The sequence below is a fragment of the [Micrococcus luteus] ATCC 49442 genome (genome assembly GCF_010367585.1).
Taxonomy (GTDB): Bacteria; Actinomycetota; Actinomycetes; order Actinomycetales; family Micrococcaceae; genus Arthrobacter; species Arthrobacter luteus_A.
This window is the reverse complement of record NZ_JAAAXP010000001.1, coordinates 2,811,683-2,830,109: the sequence shown is the minus strand read 5'-3', so window position 1 is coordinate 2,830,109 and position 18,427 is coordinate 2,811,683. Positions and strand designations below refer to the sequence as shown.

The window sequence follows — 18,427 nt, the reverse complement described above, 5'->3', positions numbered from 1 at the left end:
ACCCGGGCCCGAAGGCACGGGAAAACGTGGCTGCTAAGTCCTGTATTCATTCCTGCTCACACCCCCTAGTGAGACATCCAACGCAGTGAGATAGCGAGCGTTGGCTCTAAGACGAAGGTAGTGGGGGCGGGGTCCCGGGCAAACGCGTATTCGGTACTCGTATTTGAGATTAGGTAGTACTTGGTTTCGTGGACCACCGTTCAAGTTTGAGCTTCAATTTGTGATCGGTCCGGGTCCCGGGATGGCTCTCTGCCGTGTCCCGGTGGTTCATGACGCAGGCAGCCCGAGGTGGAAAGATAAGGGCCATGGAACTGCACATCACAGGTGACCCGGCTGCCGACCAACTGCTCACTGACGACGCGTTTGCGCTGCTGACCGGCATGCTGCTGGATCAGCAGGTGACCATGGAATCAGCGTTTGCCGGCCCCGAAAAAATCCGGGCACGGATCGGATCCATAGATCCGGCAGCCGTGGCAGCGTACGAACCGGAAGCGTTCGTGGAGGTGTTCAAGGAACGTCCTGCGGTCCACCGGTATCCCGGCTCCATGGCGGCGCGCGTCCAGACGCTCGCCCAGGCCGTGCAGCGAGACTGGGACGGCGATGCCACGCTGATCTGGACCAAGGATGCACCCGACGGTAAGGAAGTGCTGCGCCGGCTGCAGGCGCTGCCCGGCTTCGGGGAGCAGAAGGCCAGGATTTTCCTTGCCCTGTTGGGCAAGCAGTGCGGGTTGGAGGCGTCCGGATGGCGCGAGGCCGCGGGCCACTACGGCCAGGAGGACGCTTTCCTGTCGGTTGCCGACATCGTGGATCCGGGGTCGCTCGCCAAGGTTCGGGCCAGCAAACAGGCAGCGAAGGCGGCGGCAAAGGCTGCGAAGGGCTGACTGCCGCATGACCGGCGTTCCCGCCGCGGCGCGCCCCGTACCCGGCTGGCTCAGCCAGTTCTGTAGTCTGAGGGCGTGATGCGATCAGCCGTCATTATCGGCGCGGGAATCGGTGGCCTGAGCACGGCGCGGGCCCTGAAACGTCATGGCTGGTCGGTAACGGTCTTCGAACAGAGCGGAGCACTGCCGGAGACAGGCACCATGCTTGGTATGTGGCCAGCCGCGCTGCAGGCCCTGGGCGACCTTGGCGTCGTCGAAGCGTCACGCCGGACTGACGGCTGGGCGCACATTGCTGCCGGTGCCTCAACCCGGCTGTGGACGCCGGCCGGACGCACGCTGCTCACGGCGCCCGGCGGAGCGGACCTCCATCTGGTTGCCCGGCCGGCACTGCTCGCCGCCCTCGCCCAAGGCGTGGACATCTCCTTCAACACTCAGGTTGTTGACCCGGAACAGGTCAGCGATGCCGACCTTGTGGTGGGCGCGGACGGCACGTTCAGCCGCACCCGGCAGCGGATTTTTGGTGCCGGCTTCAGTGCACGGCCGCTCGGATCTGTGGCCTGGCGGGGAACCGTTCAGGGAGCGGTTGCCGAATATGGCGAGACCTGGGCTCCCGGCGCACTCTTTGGCATCACGCCGGCAGGCCCCCACGCGACGAACTGGTACGCCAGCGTCCGCTCCGACCGGACATTTGCCGGACCGCACCTTCCGCACCTGCAGGAGTATTTCGGTTCCTGGCACCGCAGCGTGCGGGAGGTGCTGGACCGGATCGACGAGGACGCGATTTTGCATCACGGACTCTTCGAGACGCCGAAGCTGCCCTCTTTCGTCAAGGGAGGAACAGCGTTGGTAGGTGACGCTGCCCACGCCATGGCGCCCTTCCTTGGCCGTGGCGCCTGCGAAGCCATCGTGGACGGGGCAACGTTGGGGCGGTGCGCGGGGCAGGCATTCTCTGTCGAGTCGGGCCTTGCTGCCTTCGACAAAGCCCGCAGGAAGCGAACGCAACGGCTGGTGCTGTCCTCGCGCCTCATGGGCCGCTTCGCCATGCTCGGCACCGGCGCAGCACCGCGCAACGCCGCGATGGCCGCGGCCGGCTCCATGGCTTGGGTTATCAAACCCAAGCCGCGGAGCCAACGCTGACCTTTCGCCCATGGCCAGGCCATCAGCTGATCATCAGCGCCTGCAGGGCATCGGCCAGGGTGCGTGCCCCTGTTTCAGCGTCCTCATCCACCACGTGTTCCTCGGGGGAGTGGGAAACACCGCTGGGATTGCGGACGAAGATCATCGCAGTGGGGAGGAAGGGCGCCAGGACGCCGGCGTCATGGCCCGCGCCGGTGTCCAGGATGGGTGCCTGCGGCAGGGCCCGCTGGAGGTCCTTTTGCAGGCCTTGATCGAAGTGCACGGTGCGGCTCAGCGACTCTTCCCGCAGCTCAACCCGGCAGCCCTCCTCGGCCGCAATAACCTGTGCCTGCAAGTGGATGCTCTGCACCACGGCAGCCGTCACGGCGTCGTCGGGATGCCGGACATCCAGCCAGAAATCAACACGCGAGGCGATGACGTTGGTCCCGCCCGGGACCGGCTGGAGCCGTCCTACCGTGGCCCGGGTGTGGGGCTGCTTCCGGGCGATGTCCCGCACGGCAACCACCATGCGGGAGGCTGACACCATGGGATCCTGCCGGTCAGCCATCAGCGTTGTACCGGCGTGGTTTCCCTGTCCGTGGACGCTCAGGCGCCAGCGGCCGTGGCCAAGGATGGACGATGCGATCGCTACGGGCTGGTCCAGGTCGATCAGGCCACGGCCCTGCTCAACATGCAGCTCCACAAAAGCACCGATTTGGTCAAGAAGTTCTTCATCCCGGCCAATGAAACGGGGGTCCAGTCCGTTGGCCTGCGCGACGTCCGCGAAGGTGGAGCCGTCAGGATCCCGCAGGTTCCGGGCCTTGTCCGGATCGATGGCGCCGGTCATCAGCCGCGAACCGAGGCAGGCCACACCGAACCGCGAACCTTCCTCTTCCGGGAACACCACAACAGCCAGCGGACGCGTGGGAACAGCTATCCGGGCCTTGAGGATGTCCACTGCCACCAGTGCTGAGGCGACGCCGAGGGGCCCGTCGAAGGGCCCGCCGCCAGGCACCGAGTCCAGGTGGCTGCCGGTGACCAGGCTGTTGCGGCGGTCCCCGCCAGGCACGTCACACCAGGCCCAGATGGCGCCGTTGCGGTCGGTTTCCACGGAAAGCCCGCGCTTCGAGGCCTGCTCGATGAACCAGGTACGCAGGTCCAGTTCCGCGGTGGAGTACACGGGCCGGGTGTAGCCGCCGCGGAGCGCGTCGGTGCCGGTGCCGGCGATGTCGGAGAGCAGGCCCGTTACCGTAGCAGCGGGAGTGGCAGCGGGAGCCGGGGCCTCCAGGTGAGTGGTTTCGGTACGCGGCGACATCAGCGGGCCCCCAACTCTGCGTGGGTCAGTTCTGCGTGGGTCAGTTCTGCGTGGGTCAGTTCTGCGTGGCTCAACCCTGCGCGGCTGGCCCGGGCTGCGAGCCGGAACTGATCCGGGACGGGCCCTGCGCCGGTGGCAAGGTCCGCGGCGAGCTGGCCGATCAGCGGGGCGAATTTTGCGCCGTGCCCGGAGCAGGGGGAGAGGATGGTGATGCCGTCGGCGCGGTCGAGGATGAAGTCCTCGGTAGGTGTGTTGGTGAACAGGCAGGTTGTTTCGGCGTACGGTTCCGGGACCAGCCCGGGCAGGTACTGCTCCACGTAATCGATGACCCGACGGCGGTTGGCGGGGTCGATCTGTCCGTCCTGATCCGCCGCGGAGGGAAGGATTTTTCCGCCGTTGTATTCGCCGACCTTTTGGCCGCGGAACCCTGCGTCGCGGCCGCCGGGGAGGCCATAAGCCTGCCAGCCCGCACGTTTGTGAATGAAGGTGGGCCACGGTGACGCGCCATGGTCCGTCCCGTCAGCGTAAGGGAAGTGGTAGGCCTGTTCCTGGCGCACTTCAAGCGAGGGCATTCCTGCCAGGAAGGCTGAGGGCAGCGACAGCGATCCGAGCAGCTGCGGAAGCCAGCCGCCGGCAGCAACAACCACGTTGGCGGCCCGGAGCGAACGTCCGTCCGCAGACGTCAGGAGGTACCCGCCGTCGGACGCGGCTATCGAGGTGACGGCCCAGTTGGTGTACAGCGCGGCGCCGTGCGCCGCCGCCTGGTCAACCATGGCGGCGACGGATTCGTGGGCGTCGATGACGCCGGCGTCCGGGTGCCAGAGCACCCGGGTGTCGAAGGCGATCTGCGGCCAGCGGCGGTTAGCCTCGTCGGCGCTGAGGAGTTCATGGTCGATGCCGCGGGCCGCCAGCACCGCGGCCAGGCGTTCGGGCTCACGGATGGCGCCGTAGTCCACGGCGCCCGTCGGAGTGATGAGTTGTTTGCCGCTGAGGCGTGCCAGTTCGTCCCACCCGGCCTTCGCCTCCTGGACGAGGCCGGCGTAGAACTCTTCAGGGTAGGCGTAGCGGAAAATCCGGGCAGAGCCGTGGGAGCTGCCGGCATCGTTGGCCGGAGTTGAGCGTTCGAGCAGGGCAACGTCGTGGCCGCGGGCGGCGAGATGCCAGGCAGCGGCAGATCCGGAGAGCCCGGCGCCAACAACGGCGTATTCAGTCGATTCCATGGGTGGCTCCTTGGTACGGGACGGGCGCTTGTGTGGCTGCCCTGGGACTACAATCAGTAACTCATTCACAAACCGTGCCCGTCCAATATCATTTGACTAGTAATTATTGGCGTCAATCGAAAGAATCATGATGGAACTCCGGCAACTTCGGTACTTCCTCGTCGTCGCCGACGAGCTGCATTTCGCCCGCGCCGCGGAGCGCCTGCACATGACCCAGCCGCCGCTGACGGTTGCCATCCGGAGGCTGGAACGTGAGCTGGGGGTCCAACTGTTCGACCGGACCACCCGCAGCGTTGCGTTGACCGCCGCCGGGCAGGCGTTCAGGGAACGGGTCCAGGCTGCTGTGGCGGACCTCGACGACGCCGCAGGGGATGTTGCCGACGTCGCCGCCGGAAAGAGCGGCAAAATCAGGGTTGGCTTCGTCAGTTCGGCGAGTTACACCGCCGTGCCCGAAGCAATCCGGGCCTTCCGGCAGCAGAGCCCGCGCATTGACCTGGTGTTGAACCCGCTCACCAGCGGAGAGCAGATTGAGCAACTGCTGGAGGGTAACCTGGATCTCGGCCTGATCCGGGATCCCGGTGACGTTCCCGGGCTGAACCTCGAACTGCTCAGCACGGAGGACCTGGTGGTTGTCCTGCCCGAATCCCACCCTTTGGCGGCTGCGACCGAAATCCGGCCGCTGGACCTTGAGGGGGAGCCCATGATCCTCTTCCCATACCGGCTGATGCCCGGTTTCGTGGCGCGGGTCCTTCGCCTCTTTGACTCGCTGCCGACCCCGCCAAATGTTGTGCAGCAGGCCATCCACCAGGAAACTGTCCTGGGCCTGGTTGCCGCCGGGCTGGGAATCTCCGTCCTGCCGGAATCGGTGCAGCGGTTCCAGATGCCCGGCGTCACCACGCGCCGCTTCGCGGGCAGGCCGCAGACCGAACTCCACGTTGCCCGGCCTCATGGCGAGTCGCCCGCCGTGGAGGAGTTTGTTTTGTGCCTCAGGGAAACCGTCCGCGCGTAAGGGGCTGTGCCGCCCGCCTTCGGTTCCTACACTGGATGGATGATCACAGTCAGCGGCAGCGTGGAAACCAAACTTTCTCCCGGGAAGGCCTTCGCCTTCCTCTCCGAGTTCGAGAACACAAGCGAATGGGACCCGGGCACGCCGGTGATGGACAAGCTCACGCCGGGACCGGTGGCAGTCGGTCACCGCTACCATGCCGAATCCGAATTCCGGGGTAAGCGTCAGTCCCTGGAATACGAAGTCATTGAGCTGACCGACAGCCACATCAAGCTCCGCGGCGAGAACAAGACTGTCACCGCGTTCGATTCCATCGACGTCAGCCCCTCCGCTCAGGGTTCGTTGGTCAAGTACACGGCTGAGTTCAGCATCAAGGGGCCGGCGAAGATCCTCCAGCCCTTCCTCAAGCCGGCGTTTGTGTCCTTGCGGGATCCTGCGTTGAACGGGATCCGGGACACGTTGAATTCACTCGCGGCACGCTGAACCGCCCGAGGGCCGGCGGCGGAATGGCCGAAGTCCGGGCACAGCGCTGCCCGGACGGCGGGCGCCCCGGGCGCTGCCGCCTGCCGTTAGGTTACGGACCCGGCAACGACCCTGAGCAGGCAAAGCACGCGACCCTGCAATAATCGGAACCGACAGTTGTCCGGGGGCGACGAAGCCCGCGGTTGACCAGGACGCAATGTAAGTTCAGGCCCATCACACCAGACGAGGCGGACATCCATGAAGGCTCCAGACCAGCAGTACGCTCAATTCTCCGGAACGCCGGCTCCGCCAGGCGACGGTGGAGCGGCCGGTCATGAGTCCGTGGACCAACAACTCCTGCAGCGCCTGGCCGATGCCCACGGCGTTGGCACCTCGTTTCACGGCTGGGACGGGCTGCCCCACAGCGTCGCCCCGGAAACCCTGGTCAAGGTCCTTGCGGCGCTGGGCGTCCAGGCGCACACCAACGGGCTGATCGAAGCTGCCCTGGCCGAGGCGGAACTGGCGCCGTGGCGGCGGATGCTGCCACCCGCCGTCGTGGTTCAACACGGCGAAACCGCGCTGGTTCCGGTCCATCTCCGGGACGGTGCCACGGCCCGCGTGACAGTGCTGCCGGAAGCGGGTGAACCGGTGGAGGCGGCCCAGGCGGATGTTTGGGTTCCGCCGCAGGACGTGGACGGCGTGCCAACCGGGCGGGCCACGTTCTCTGTGCCGGAGGGGCTGCCGCTGGGATGGCATACGCTGCAGGCCGAGTCCGACGGCGTCACTGCCGAATGTGCGCTGGTGGTGGTCCCGGCGCGGCTCACCACAGCCGATTCCCTGGTAGAGCGCCGCGGCTGGGGTCTGGCCACGCAACTGTATTCCGTGCGCTCGAAGCGTTCCTGGGGCATCGGCGATTTCGCTGACCTCGCGGACCTTGCGGCGATCAGCGGCGAACGGGGTGCGGACTATGTCCTGGTCAACCCGCTGCACGCCGCGGAGCCCGTCCCGCCGGTCCAGCCATCGCCGTACTCGCCGTCCACCCGCCGGTTTTTCAACCCGCTCTACATCCGGGTGGAGGCCATTCCGGAGCTCGCCTATCTGAAGCCGCGCAGACGTGCCACGATCGACAGGCTGCAGGACCAGATCCAGGGCCTGAACAAGGATGCGGACCGGCTGGACCGGAACGCTGTTTTCGCCGCCAAACTCCAAGCCCTGGAGCTGCTCTACCACGCACGGCGCTCGCCGGCGCGGCAGGCTGCGTTCGACGAATTTTGCCGGATCTCCGGCAGTGGACTGGATGATTTTGCGCTGTGGTCCGCTATCCGCGAGGACCTCGGGCCGGAAGACCCGCTCTGGTCAGACCCGGACTGCGCCTTGGGGTCCCCGGCTGCCGAGGCCCTGCGCGGGAAGCTTGCGGACCGGATCGGTTTCCACCGTTGGCTGCAGTGGGTCTGCGACGAGCAGCTCGAGAACGCGCAGCATGCTGCCCGCACGTCCGGGATGCGGCTGGGCGTGGTGCACGATCTCGCTGTCGGTGTTGACCAGAGCAGCGCCGACGCCTGGACGCTCCGCGGTGTGCTGGCGCCCGGGATCAGCGTGGGGGCGCCGCCGGACATGTACAACCAGCAGGGCCAGGACTGGAACCAGCCGCCGTGGCATCCTGCCCGCCTGGCCGAGGCCGGGTACGCCCCGTTCCGCAACATGCTGTCCACCGTGCTCCGGCACGCCGGCGGCATCCGCGTGGACCACGTCCTGGGCCTGTTCCGCCTGTGGTGGGTTCCGGCGGGCAACTCACCGCGCGACGGCGCCTACGTCAGGTACGACCACGATGCCCTGATCGGCATCCTGGCGCTGGAGGCCCAGCGTGCCGGCGCCGTGGTGATCGGCGAGGACCTGGGAACCTTTGAGCCGTGGGTTCGTGACTATCTGGCTGCCCGCGGCATCCTGGGAACGTCCATTCTCTGGTTCGAGAACGACGGCGACTCCCCGCTGCCGCCCGAACGCTACCGTCCGCAGGCACTCGCCAGCGTCAACACCCACGACCTTCCGCCCACTGCCGGCTACCTGGCGGGTGACCATGTGGCGCTCCGCAGCAGGCTGGGCCTGCTGGAACGCTCCGAAGCGGAAGAACGCGAGGAGCATGAGGCAACGTTGGAGAAGATGATGGGGCTGCTGCGGGAACGCGGGCTGCTGCCGGAGTCCGCAGGCGCAGACGGTGAGGCCGCTTCCGCCGGTTCGTCGGCAGCGGAGGAGCGCACCATCGTGGCGCTGCACCGCCTGCTTGCCCAGACGCCGTCGGCATTGCTCGGCGTGGCGCTGGTCGACGCCGTGGGGGAGCGGCGCGTCCAGAACCAGCCGGGCACCACCGAAGCGCTGTATCCGAACTGGCAGGTTCCGCTGGGAGATCCGGCCGGGAGGCCGGTCTACCTCGACGATCTTCCCGGCAACGCCAGGTTCAACACGCTCCTGGCGGCAGTGTCGGAGTCGCTGCGGAGCTGACTTCGGGCTGAACCGCCTGGCCCCGGCTCAGCGGGTGACTTCGTCCAGGAGTTCCAGCACGTGGCGGTACTGCTCACCCGTTGCCCTGGTCATACCCAGTTCGCAGGTCCGGTTGCATGAGGCGTGCGCGGCAGCGCCTATGTCGGCCACCTCCGCGGCCTGCTTCCCGGTTGCCGATGCTGTCAGTTCGGGGTGCAGCATTCCCCTGTCCCCGGCAAACGCGCAGCAGCCCCAGTTTTCCGGGACCTCCACGCGCTCGGCCACGGCGCCGGCGACGGCCCCGAGGGCATCGTTGAGGCCCATTCTGGTGGATGAACAGGTGGGATGGAGGGCCAGGGACTCGAGTTTCGCATGGTCCGGGAGTCCGGGAAGGATCCGTTCGGCCGCGAAGTCCACGGCGTCCACCATGCGCAGCGGACGCTGCCCTGCGGCCGGGCTGTCGGATTCGACGGCCTGGCGCAGGCCCTCGGTACACGAGGATGCGTCGCAGACGATGGGCAGCTCGCCGTCCCGGGTTGCCTCCCGGAGGGCCGCCAGCGTCTTCTCCCGCATCGTTGTCTGGCCGGCAGCCATGCCTTTGGAGGACCACGGGGTGCCGCAGCAGAGCCCGTCGATGCCTTCCGGGACGAGGAGGGTGAGGCCGGCCCGCGCGCACAGCTGTTCGAAGCTGTACTGAACGCCGTGTCCCTTCGTGTCCCGGGCCGTTCCCGCGGGGCCGAACATGGTCCCCACGCACGCAGGGAAGTAGACCGCGTCCACGTCACCCGTCGGCGTCGGACGCTTCCGCACCGAACCGCCGCCCGGCAGTTCGGCGGAATACAGCGGGACGGTGTCCTCGCCGAGGACTGCCCGCGCAGCCCTGTTCGGCGGCGCGACGGCGGCCGCCGGCAGCTTGTTGACTACTGTCAAGGCAAGCGCGGCACCGCGGGTGACGCCTTCCCAGTGCTTGGCGGCGGCGTTCCAAGCCCCGTTGGCGAGCGGGCCGGCATCGGCCTGCCGCAGTTTCTTGACGAGCGATCCCGTGTTGATGTCCACAGGGCAGGCGGTCTGGCACATTCCGTCCACGGCGCACGTGTCCACGGATTCGTACTCGTAGTCCTTTTCCAGTTCCTTGACCAGGGCGGCGTCTCCGGCCAGCCGCGCGGTTTCGATGGCGCGCAGCGTGACGATGCGCTGGCGCGGAGTGAGGGTGATGTCCTTGCTGGGGCACACCGGCTCGCAGTAACCGCAGGAGACGCAGCGGTCCACTTCGTCGGCCACCGGCGGCGCTGTCTTGATGTGCCGCAGGTGCGCCAGCGGATCCTCGTCCATCAGCACGCCGGGGTTGAGCATCGCGGCGGGGTCGAAAAGCTGCTTGATGCGGCGCATAACGTCGTAGAGCTCTTCGCCGTACTGCCTGCGGACATAGGGTGCCATGACCCGCCCTGTCCCGTGCTCCGCCTTCAGGGATCCGCCCTCGGCCAGGACCAGGTCCACCATGTCTTCGGTGAAGGCGCTGTATCGCTCCAGTTCTCCGGGGGTGGCGAAACCGTCCGTGAGCATGAAGTGGACGTTGCCGTCCTTCGCATGGCCGAAGATCACGCTGTTGTCGTAGCCGTACTTGTCGAAGAGCCGGATCAGTTCCCGGCAGGTCCGGCCCAGCACCGGAACGGGGACCACAATGTCTTCCAGCAGTGCGGTGGTGCCCTGGGGGCGGGCACCGGCGACAGATGCGTACAGGCCCTTGCGCAGCTGCCAGAGCTGCCCGCGTTCCCGTGAGTCACCGGTAAACCGGGCGGTCGCGGACAGCCCGAGGCCCGGGAGGATGCCCTCACCTGTCCCTTGGAGTTCCGCCAGCTGCCCGGCGCTGCCGGCGGAGTACTCCACGAGCAGGGCGGCGTGATCCCGGACCGCGAGGTCCTGCACGACGGCGGGCGTTCCCTTGAGTGTTTGGCCCACCTTCAAGGACAGCGCGTCCATCAGTTCGATGGTTGCCGCCCCCGTTTCGACGAGGGCGGGCAGGGCGGCGTTGGCGGCCTCAAGGTCCGGGAACACCAACAGGCCGGCGGCGGCGTGCTGGAGCCGCGGGATGGTGCGGAAGACCGCCTCCGCCACAAAACCCAGGGTGCCTTCGCTGCCGACGATCAGGTGGGCCATGATGTCCACCGGGCTCTGGAAATCCAGCAGGGAGTTCAGGCCGTAGCCCATGGTGTTTTTCATGGCGAACTGTTGCCTGATCATGGCGGCGGAGCCGGCATTCTCCCGGACCCGTCGGGCCAGCCGGGCCAGGCCTTCGTAGAGTTCCGGTTCAAGGGCGCGGAGCTTCCGGTCCGCATCCGGCGCTCCGGTGTCGATGACGGTGCCGGAGGGCAGCACCACGGTCAACGACTCCAGCGTCCGGTACGTGTTGTCCACGGTTCCGCAGTTCATCCCGGAGGAATTGTTGGCCACAACGCCGCCGATGGTGCACGCTGCCTCACTGGCCGGATCCGGGCCGAACTTCCGGCCGTAGCGGGCCAGCCTCGCGTTGAGCGCCCGGACGGTGACGCCGGGCTGCACGCGGACCCGTGCGCCGTCGTCGAGCACCTCGACGTCCCTGAAGTTGCGGCGGACGTCCACCAGGACGCCGTCGGTGACCGCCTGGCCGCTCAGGCTGGTTCCGCCGGAGCGGAACGTCAGCGGCACGCCCTGGGCGGCGCTGGCACGCAGCAGTGCGCCGACTTCGGCAGCACTGCCCGCGGTCACCACGGCCTGGGGGATCAAGAGGAAGTGGGAGGCGTCGTGGGCGTTGGCGTGCAGGTCGATTGCGCGGGTCTTTACCTGCGCGGGGTCCTGCACCGCTCCGCGGAGGCCTGCCAGATCGAGGGGAGCCATCAGGGCACCATCCAGCCGAGGACGGGGGTGGACTGCAGGAAGATCAGAACGGTGATGAGTGCCAGCAGGCCGAGGCTCCAGCCGATCAGCTTCCGGAAAAGTGTTCCCTCGGCGCCGTCAAGTCCCACCGCAGCGGAGGCCACGGCCAGGTTCTGCAGCGACAGCATCTTGCCCATCACCCCTGCGGAGGAGTTGGAAGCGGCCATCAGGACAGGGGAGAGGCCGGTTTGCTCTGCTGCCGTTGCCTGCATCTGGCCGAACAGGGAGTTCGAGGAGGTATCGGAGCCGGTGAGTGCCACGCCGATCCACCCGATCAGCGGGGAGAGGAGGGCGAAGAAGCCGCCCGCGGAGGCAAGCGCAAAGCCTAGGGTGGTGGTCTGGCCGGAGAGGTTCATGACGAAGGAGAGGCCAAGTACGGCTGTGACGGTGACGATTGTCCAGCGCAGCTGAACCAGGGTGTCCCGGTAGATGCGGAAGCCCTGGGATGCCGTGATCTTGTACAGCAGCATGGTGAGCAGGCCCGAGAAAAGCAGGAGGGTGCCGGTGGCCTTGAGGTGGTCCAGCTTGAACTTCGTGGCGGCGATGGGCTTGCCGGCTGAGTCTGTGATGTCCAGTCCGGGCCAGGCGAACGTGACAGTGCCGACGTGGCTCAGCCAGGCCTTGACGAACGGAATCTGGGCCACTGAGAATACCGCGATGATGATCAGGTACGGGGCGATCGCCATCCAGATCTGCCGCGGCTCGGGCCTCGAGTTATCGCTGGGTACACCGTTGTCAGTTGGCGCAGCGCTGCCCGGTGCGGGCCGGCCGGCAGCGTGTTTTGCGCTGACTCCGCTGGCTGAACCGCCGACGGAATCTGTGCGGGCACCGACGGCGGCTGCCTCCGCTGCTTCCGGTGCAGTCTGCACCGCTCCGCCCATTCCGACGGTTTCCTTCGGCTGCCACACTTTCAGCATCAGCAGCACGGCGGCCACTGTTACCACGGCGGCCACAACGTCAGTGAGTTCCACGGCGAAGTAGTTGGAGGTGACAAACTGCGCTGCGCCGAAGGCCACGCCTGCCACGAGGGCCACGGGCCAGGTCTGCTTCACGCCACGGCGACCGTCCACGATGAACACCAGCAGCAGGGGAACGATCAGGGCGATGAACGGCGTCTGGCGTCCGGCCATGGAGGACAGCTCATTCAGCGGCAAGCCCGTGACGCCGTTCAGGGCGATGATCGGTGCGGCCATCGCTCCGAAAGCGACTGGAGCGGTGTTGGCGAGCAGCGACACAATGGCCGATTTCAAGGGCTTCATGCCGGCAGCCATCAGCATGGCGGCAGAGATCGCCACGGGTGCCCCGAAGCCGGCCAGGGACTCCAAGAGTGCGCCAAAGCAGAAGGCGATCAGGATGGACAGGATCCTGAGGTCGTTCGAAATGGAGCGGATGGTGCGCCCCAGTACCGCGAACCATGGCGTGGCCACGGTGAGCCGGTAGATCCACAGCGCGTTGATCAGGATCCACAGGATGGGGAACAGGCCATAAAAGATGCCGGCCGCGGTGGCGCTCAAGGCTTGGTTAACCGGCATCTGCCAGCCGACGACGGCCAGAACGAGGGACAGGGCGAGGCCGGCAAGGGCAGCCACGGGTGCCTTGACCTTGAAGACGCCCAGAAGGACGAAAAGAAGTACGAGGGGAAGGGCCGCGCAAAGGGCTGAAATCACTAGGGACCCGGCGATGGGGTCGAGGATCTGCTGAAACATGTGTCTCCAGATTGTGTTAGGCGTCACAACACCGTGGCGCCCTTCGATTGTCTAACAAGTACACATGTAGGTCAAGTGCCTTTGTTGATTTGTCTGGCAGGATTAGATGACCGGATGGAACTTTTGAGAGGGGTGCACATGGCTGGGCGCATTGCAGCAGTCTCAATCGTCGACGCGATCGCTGCGGATCTGCGGAGCCGGGTCTTCTCGGGTGAGCTGCGTTCGGGAGAGGCGCTTACTGAAACAGACATCGCCACGTCCTATGACGTGGCACGCCCCACCGCCAAGGCCTCAATTGAGAAACTCGTCGCGGAGGGACTGCTGGACAGGGGCACGCACAAGACCGCGCGGGTGGTGGAACTGGGGCCGGAATCGGTGCGGGATATCTACCTTGCCCGCGCATATCTGGAGAGCGAAGTGCTGCGCCGGCTGGCGCGATCACACGAGGTGCCGGAAGAGGCTGTCCAGGCGAACCGGGACATCGCGGCATTAAAGACCGGGGCGCCCCTGGATGTCGTGGAACCTGACATGCGCTTCCATACGAGCCTGATCGACGCTGTGGGCAATGAGCGCATCAGCCGCATGTACCGCTCGCTGGTGGGCGAAGTGCGGCTATGCATGGTCCGCGTCCAGTCGCTGCACCTCCTGGACACTGAACTCATCCTGGCTGAACACCGCAGGATCCTGGAACTGATTGAGGCAGGCGAGGGCGAGGCTGCGGCCCAACTGCTTGATGAACACCTGGGCCGCGCGCGGGAGCGCCTCGTCGCTGCCATGGGCGGGACCCCTGGTCCCGAGGCAGGGCAGCCCTCCGAACTGCAGCCGCACTAGGACGTACACGAAGTGACCGGAGCACAGCATTGCGGGGCCCCTGAACTTTAGTTCCCGACCATCCAGGAACTGCCGCCAGAGACCCCGCAATGCGGGCTTGCCAAGCGCCCGGCTGACGCTTCAGCTAACCCGCCGTCATCAGGTGCGTGACGTGGTCGTACCGGAAGGTGACAGCGCCGCCGTCGTGCTCATAGAGAATGTCAGCCCCGGGCGATGCGCCTCCCGCCCCGTAGCTGATGCCCAAGGAACGGTTGAGGGCAGCTTTGAATGCGTAGCTGCCGGCCACAAGGTTGGAAACCGTCAGCTTCCAGACGAGGTCCTCCTTGTCCAGTGTGAGCTGGGCCTGGTCACATGCAGGATCCCAGTCCGAGAGGCAGCCCATTTCCCCGTTCATGCTTCCCGGTACGGACACTGCCGCCGGCTGGTCCGAGGCATAGACGGCGCTGATGATGTGCGTTCGGTTGTCATACCTGAACGTCACATCACCGCCGGGGTGGTCCAGGACGATGTTGCTTCCACCCAGGGCGCCGTCGGCACCGTAGCTGGAGTTCCAGGATTGGTTCAGCACCGCCTTGTACTCGTACTGGCCCGGGGAAAGGTTGACTGTGAGCCGCCAGATCCTGTCCGCCGGGTCCAGGGTCATCGCAGCCCCTGCACAGGTTTCATCCCAGTCCTTCGGGCAGCCCAGGTCCTTGTTGAATGATCCGGGAACAGTCACGGAGTCCGGTTGGGGAGCATCGCCGACAATCACCGTCCGCGGTTCGCTGACCAGGTTGAATCCCGGCCCGGTCATCGTGGCGCGGTACCGGACCGCGGTGCCGTTTGGGAGTTCCAACGGAGCCAGGTTGTCCGTCATCGAATACACCGGAGAGGAATCGTCGGTGCCAACAGCTGTCCATTCGGCACCGTCCACGCTCCGTTCAAAGGCCACCACGTGGCTGGCCTTTTCCGGATCTGCAGTAGCGCTCAGCTCCACAGTGCCTTCCACGTTGCTGCCTTCCAAGGGCTTCTGCATGGTCAGGACGGGCGCAGGAACGGCTGCTGTCCGGGCCTGGCTGGTGGCGGTGTGGCCGCCGTTATCCAGCACGGTGGCGCGATATTCCAGGGCCGTGCCGGCATCCAAAGCCGCCACGTCGTGGAACACCTGGTAAGGCGCGGTGTCATCGGTGCCGATCGGAACCCAGCCGCCGCCAGCTGTCTTCGCCTCGAAGGTGACCTCGTAGAACGACGAACCGCCGACGTCGGCCGTTACCTTGATCCTGCCATTGTCCGCGGGTGCCGCGGCAGGCTGCTGGAGTACGACGGCGGGGGCTTCCTTGGAGTGCGGAATGCGGCCGGACGATTTGTAAACCACCGCTGACAACGGCGGCACGGTGACGTTCAGTTTGCCGTCTGCGGCCGTCTTCACGTCATTTGCCGCGTCGCCATAGATCCTCGTGTAGTTGCGCTTGCCGATGTAGGTGGGAATTTCGGCAGTCTGCGGCTGTTCGCTGTTATTCAGCGCCACCACGTATTCGCGCTGGTCCTCCGCGTCAGTGCGGGAGAACGCGTAGATGCCGGTGCCTTCGGAGGCGTAGCGATGCTGATGCGCGCCATCGCGGAGTGCCGGGTGTTCCTTGGTCACAGCCGCGAGTTGGCTGATCGTCGAGTACAGCGGGTGGCTGGCGTTGAAGTTGTCGGCGGCGTGGGTGGCATCGGTGCCGAGCAGGTCGTCATCGAGGTACTCCGGCACCTGGCTGGCGAAGAGCGTCTGACGTGCGTCCTGGTCGCCGCCGGGACCGGTGAAGCCCTGTTCGTCGCCGTAGTAGATCACCGGGTTGCCGCGGGAGAAGTACATCAGCTCGTGCGCCAGCCTGTCCCGGGCCACCTTTTCGGCGTCGGTGGCGTCGGCGTTGTCAGTGGCGATGAAGTGGCCGATCCGGCCCATGTCGTGGTTGCCCAGGAACGTTGGCAACTGGTAGACATTCGAATCGGCGTCGGTGTACCAGTCGTCTCCGGCGAAGAAGGTCTCCAGGGTTCTGGCGTCCTGGCTCTTGGAAGCGAAGCCGCGGGCCGCGTCCTGGAACGGGAAGTCCAGAATCGCCTGCATCCGGTTGCGGGTGGTGAACTGCGAGGTGAAGCTCTTGCTGGTGTCGAAGACCTCGCCGAACATAAAGAATTCGTCCTTGCCCTGGGCCTTCGCGTAGCTGAGCACTTCCGGGCCGAATTCCTGCCAGAACTCATCATTCACGTGCTTCATGGTGTCGATCCGGAAGCCGTCCACGCCGAAGTCGCGGATCCACGTCTGGTAGATCTCCTCCATGCCGTCCACCACCTTGTGGTGTTCAGTGTTGAGATCATCCAGGCCAAAGAAGTCGCCGTAGTAGGAGTCCTCGCCCGCAAAGGTGGTGTCGCCGCGGTTGTGGTACAGCGTTGGATCGTTCAGCCACCCGGGGACTTTGAGATTTTCTTCGCCTTCGTCGAGGACGGGTTCGTAGGGAAATGATGTCTTCGGGTCGAGTTTCGGGAATTTCTTGGAGCCTGCGTAGTCGCGGTCGTCGAACACCTCACCGGCCGCCGTCCTGTAGGGCTTGGTGTCCTTGGAAACGTAGGGTCGGCGGGCGCCCTCCCGATAGCCGATGACGTCTGCCGTGTGGTTGGTGATGATGTCGAAGTAGACCTTCATGCCACGCGAGTGGGCCTCGTTGATGAGCTTTTTCAACTCATCATTGGTGCCAAGATGCGGGTCAATCTGCGTGAAGTCGGTGACCCAGTAGCCGTGGTACCCCGCCGAATTGTCCTCTGGTTGGACCGCCTTATTCTTGAAACTGGGCGTCAGCCAGATGGACGTGGTGCCCAGGCCCTGGATGTAGTCGATCTTGTCCAGGAGCCCGGTGAGGTCACCGCCGTTGTAGAAGCCCTTTTTAGTGGGATCGAACCCGGACACCATAGGGTCCGGACCCAGCCCGCCGTCGTCGTTGGCGGTGTCGCCGTTGCTGAACCTGTCCGCCATAACAAAGTAGAAATTTTCGTCCGTCACCGGGGCGCGGCGTGAGTGGACGGCCGACGACGGGGCGGGCTTCCGTGGATCCGGGTCATTGGGGTCGGGCGCCGCCTGGGCTGGAAGCGCCACTGCCGAAAGGGCCAATGCTGCCGCCAGCACCACGGAAGCTGTGCGGAGCAGCTTGGTCCGGGCCAACGCGGTGCCTGGCGGTGCGGGATGCTGCGGTCTGGTTCTCAAACTGCTGTCGAGGCGCGGGGTGGTGCCTCTAGGGGTGCGTGGATTCACGTCAGGAGACCTTCCTGGTAGCGACGATGCTGTTCAGGGTTTTGAGCGGCTGCTAATTGATGGTGATTATCGGTTTGTGTTGGACAGGATCCACGCAATCCCAGCGATTGCTCGGTGGACCACGCCAAACTGTAAGCGCTTGCACACAATAAATCCAGTCTTTTTAGACCGTCCCAAACGCGCTATGGTCCGCATAACATGGGGTCCATGGCGGGCGGCCTGAACCATCATCCGGTCACGTCAGGCACACACTTCTCCTCTGGCCGGTGTACCGAAAGGGGTTCCTTGCAAAACTCCGAATTGCGCCTCGGGTCCGTTGCCGCGATCGTCCCACGGCTCCGTGCAGCCGGGTGTGTCTTTGCCGAGGAGGAAGCCCGGCTTCTCATGGCTGACGGTGCGTCTCCGGCCGACGTGGCGGCGTCTGTGGAGCGGCGCGTTGCCGGCAATCCGTTGGAGCACATCCTGGGGTGGGCGGAGTTTTGCGGCCTGCGGATTGAGCTTGACGCCGGTGTCTTTGTTCCGCGTCTCCGTACCGAACTGCTGGTCAACGAAGCTGCTGCGCTGCTGTCGACTGAATTCTCGGGGGAGAACCGCGCTGGTGCAGCGCCTCCCGTCGTTGTGGACCTTTGCTGCGGGTCCGGGGCAGCGGGCGTAGCCATCGCGTCCCAAATTCCAGGGCTTGAACTCCATGCTGCGGACATTGACCCGGCTGCCGTGGTGTGCGCTCGACGGAACGTCGCCAAGGTGGGTGGGGCTGTTCACAAAGGGGACCTCTACCAGGCTCTTCCGCCCGCACTCAAGGGGAAGGTTTCGATCATTACTGCGAACGCCCCCTACGTCCCAACGGCCGAGATTGCCACCATGCCCCGCGAAGCTCGTGACTATGAGCCGATGATGTCGCTCGACGGCGGCGCGGACGGCCGGGACCTCCATCGCCGCGTGGCCGCCGGGGCGGTGGAATGGCTGCACACAGGCGGCTTTCTCCTCATCGAAACGAGCGTTCGGCAGGCGGGAAGTACTGCCTCGATCATGGCCGCTGCGGGATTGGCCGTCAGGACTGTCCGATCGGACGAGTTCGACGGCACCGTTGTTATCGGCAGGGCCGACTAGCCATCGCCCGGCCTTCGGGTTTATTAGGGGCGGCTTGGCGTATCTACACCACGGCCCGTGCGCCACGCCTAGTCCGTGCCCCGTGCCCGGACCGTTGCTCCGTGCCGTGGCCACGCTTGGG

General features: G+C 65.8%; 12 protein-coding genes. 7 read left to right on the top strand and 5 right to left on the bottom strand.

Going from position 1 to position 18,427, the window contains the following annotated elements:
- The first annotated feature begins 305 nt into the window (after positions 1 to 305).
- Both GUV69_RS12860 and GUV69_RS12855 read left to right on the top strand, forming a co-directional pair.
- Entirely contained in the window at positions 306 to 881 is a 576-nt protein-coding gene (locus GUV69_RS12860; RefSeq protein WP_208786640.1) for an HhH-GPD-type base excision DNA repair protein, read from the top strand.
- Positions 882 to 959: 78 nt separating this feature from the next.
- Positions 960 to 2,018 carry an FAD-dependent oxidoreductase gene (locus GUV69_RS12855; protein WP_244292871.1) on the top strand — a complete coding sequence of 353 codons (1,059 nt, stop codon included), beginning with the start codon at positions 960 to 962 and terminating at the stop codon, positions 2,016 to 2,018.
- A gap of 22 nt (positions 2,019 to 2,040) precedes the next feature.
- On the opposite strand, the gene GUV69_RS12850 is transcribed toward GUV69_RS12855, so the two are convergent.
- Together GUV69_RS12850 and GUV69_RS12845 are read right to left on the bottom strand one after the other, a co-directional pair.
- Positions 2,041 to 3,312, bottom strand: a complete 1,272-nt coding sequence (locus GUV69_RS12850) for an allantoate amidohydrolase (protein WP_164202914.1) — start codon at positions 3,310 to 3,312, stop codon at positions 2,041 to 2,043.
- Positions 3,312 to 4,532 carry an FAD-dependent oxidoreductase gene (locus tag GUV69_RS12845; RefSeq protein ID WP_164202912.1) on the bottom strand — a complete coding sequence of 407 codons (1,221 nt, stop codon included), beginning with the start codon at positions 4,530 to 4,532 and terminating at the stop codon, positions 3,312 to 3,314. Before GUV69_RS12845 ends, GUV69_RS12850 begins: the two co-directional genes overlap by 1 nt.
- 127 nt (positions 4,533 to 4,659) lie before the next feature.
- On the opposite strand from GUV69_RS12845, the gene GUV69_RS12840 reads away from it, so the two are divergent.
- From GUV69_RS12840 to malQ, 3 genes are all read left to right on the top strand, one after another.
- Positions 4,660 to 5,541 (top strand): LysR family transcriptional regulator, encoded by an 882-nt coding sequence (locus GUV69_RS12840; protein WP_244292715.1) that lies wholly within the window; start codon positions 4,660 to 4,662, stop codon positions 5,539 to 5,541.
- A gap of 39 nt (positions 5,542 to 5,580) precedes the next feature.
- Positions 5,581 to 6,021 (top strand): SRPBCC family protein, encoded by a 441-nt coding sequence (locus GUV69_RS12835; RefSeq protein WP_164202910.1) that lies wholly within the window; start codon positions 5,581 to 5,583, stop codon positions 6,019 to 6,021.
- Positions 6,022 to 6,258: 237 nt separating this feature from the next.
- Positions 6,259 to 8,499 (top strand): 4-alpha-glucanotransferase, encoded by a 2,241-nt coding sequence (malQ, locus tag GUV69_RS12830; protein ID WP_164202908.1) that lies wholly within the window; start codon positions 6,259 to 6,261, stop codon positions 8,497 to 8,499.
- Positions 8,500 to 8,526: 27 nt separating this feature from the next.
- Here the strand turns inward: malQ and GUV69_RS12825 are convergent, their stop codons facing one another.
- Positions 8,527 to 11,352 carry an FAD-binding and (Fe-S)-binding domain-containing protein gene (locus GUV69_RS12825; RefSeq protein ID WP_164202906.1) on the bottom strand — a complete coding sequence of 942 codons (2,826 nt, stop codon included), beginning with the start codon at positions 11,350 to 11,352 and terminating at the stop codon, positions 8,527 to 8,529.
- Positions 11,352 to 13,097 carry an L-lactate permease gene (locus GUV69_RS12820; protein WP_164202904.1) on the bottom strand — a complete coding sequence of 582 codons (1,746 nt, stop codon included), beginning with the start codon at positions 13,095 to 13,097 and terminating at the stop codon, positions 11,352 to 11,354. Before GUV69_RS12820 ends, GUV69_RS12825 begins: the two co-directional genes overlap by 1 nt.
- Positions 13,098 to 13,235: 138 nt before the next feature.
- Here GUV69_RS12820 and GUV69_RS12815 point away from each other — a divergent pair, with 138 nt between their 5' ends.
- The gene (locus GUV69_RS12815; RefSeq protein WP_164202902.1) at positions 13,236 to 13,928 is read left to right on the top strand and encodes a GntR family transcriptional regulator; all 693 of its coding nucleotides are present in this window, start codon (positions 13,236 to 13,238) and stop codon (positions 13,926 to 13,928) included.
- 124 nt (positions 13,929 to 14,052) lie between these two features.
- On the opposite strand, the gene GUV69_RS12810 is transcribed toward GUV69_RS12815, so the two are convergent.
- Complete coding sequence (locus GUV69_RS12810) at positions 14,053 to 17,106, bottom strand: alpha-amylase family glycosyl hydrolase (RefSeq protein ID WP_244292714.1); 3,054 nt, start codon at positions 17,104 to 17,106, stop codon at positions 14,053 to 14,055.
- Positions 17,107 to 17,481: 375 nt separating this feature from the next.
- Here GUV69_RS12810 and GUV69_RS12805 point away from each other — a divergent pair, with 375 nt between their 5' ends.
- Positions 17,482 to 18,306, top strand: a complete 825-nt coding sequence (locus GUV69_RS12805; protein ID WP_280113747.1) for a putative protein N(5)-glutamine methyltransferase — start codon at positions 17,482 to 17,484, stop codon at positions 18,304 to 18,306.
- Positions 18,307 to 18,427 lie beyond the last annotated feature (121 nt).

Coding starts and splice junctions, on each gene's coding strand:
- GUV69_RS12860 (WP_208786640.1), top strand. CDS start 306: ATGGAACTGCACATCACAGGTGACCCGGCTGCCGACCAACTGCTCACT.
- GUV69_RS12855 (WP_244292871.1), top strand. CDS start 960: ATGCGATCAGCCGTCATTATCGGCGCGGGAATCGGTGGCCTGAGCACG.
- GUV69_RS12850 (WP_164202914.1), bottom strand. CDS start 3,312: ATGTCGCCGCGTACCGAAACCACTCACCTGGAGGCCCCGGCTCCCGCT.
- GUV69_RS12845 (WP_164202912.1), bottom strand. CDS start 4,532: ATGGAATCGACTGAATACGCCGTTGTTGGCGCCGGGCTCTCCGGATCT.
- GUV69_RS12840 (WP_244292715.1), top strand. CDS start 4,660: ATGATGGAACTCCGGCAACTTCGGTACTTCCTCGTCGTCGCCGACGAG.
- GUV69_RS12835 (WP_164202910.1), top strand. CDS start 5,581: ATGATCACAGTCAGCGGCAGCGTGGAAACCAAACTTTCTCCCGGGAAG.
- malQ (WP_164202908.1), top strand. CDS start 6,259: ATGAAGGCTCCAGACCAGCAGTACGCTCAATTCTCCGGAACGCCGGCT.
- GUV69_RS12825 (WP_164202906.1), bottom strand. CDS start 11,352: ATGGCTCCCCTCGATCTGGCAGGCCTCCGCGGAGCGGTGCAGGACCCC.
- GUV69_RS12820 (WP_164202904.1), bottom strand. CDS start 13,097: ATGTTTCAGCAGATCCTCGACCCCATCGCCGGGTCCCTAGTGATTTCA.
- GUV69_RS12815 (WP_164202902.1), top strand. CDS start 13,236: ATGGCTGGGCGCATTGCAGCAGTCTCAATCGTCGACGCGATCGCTGCG.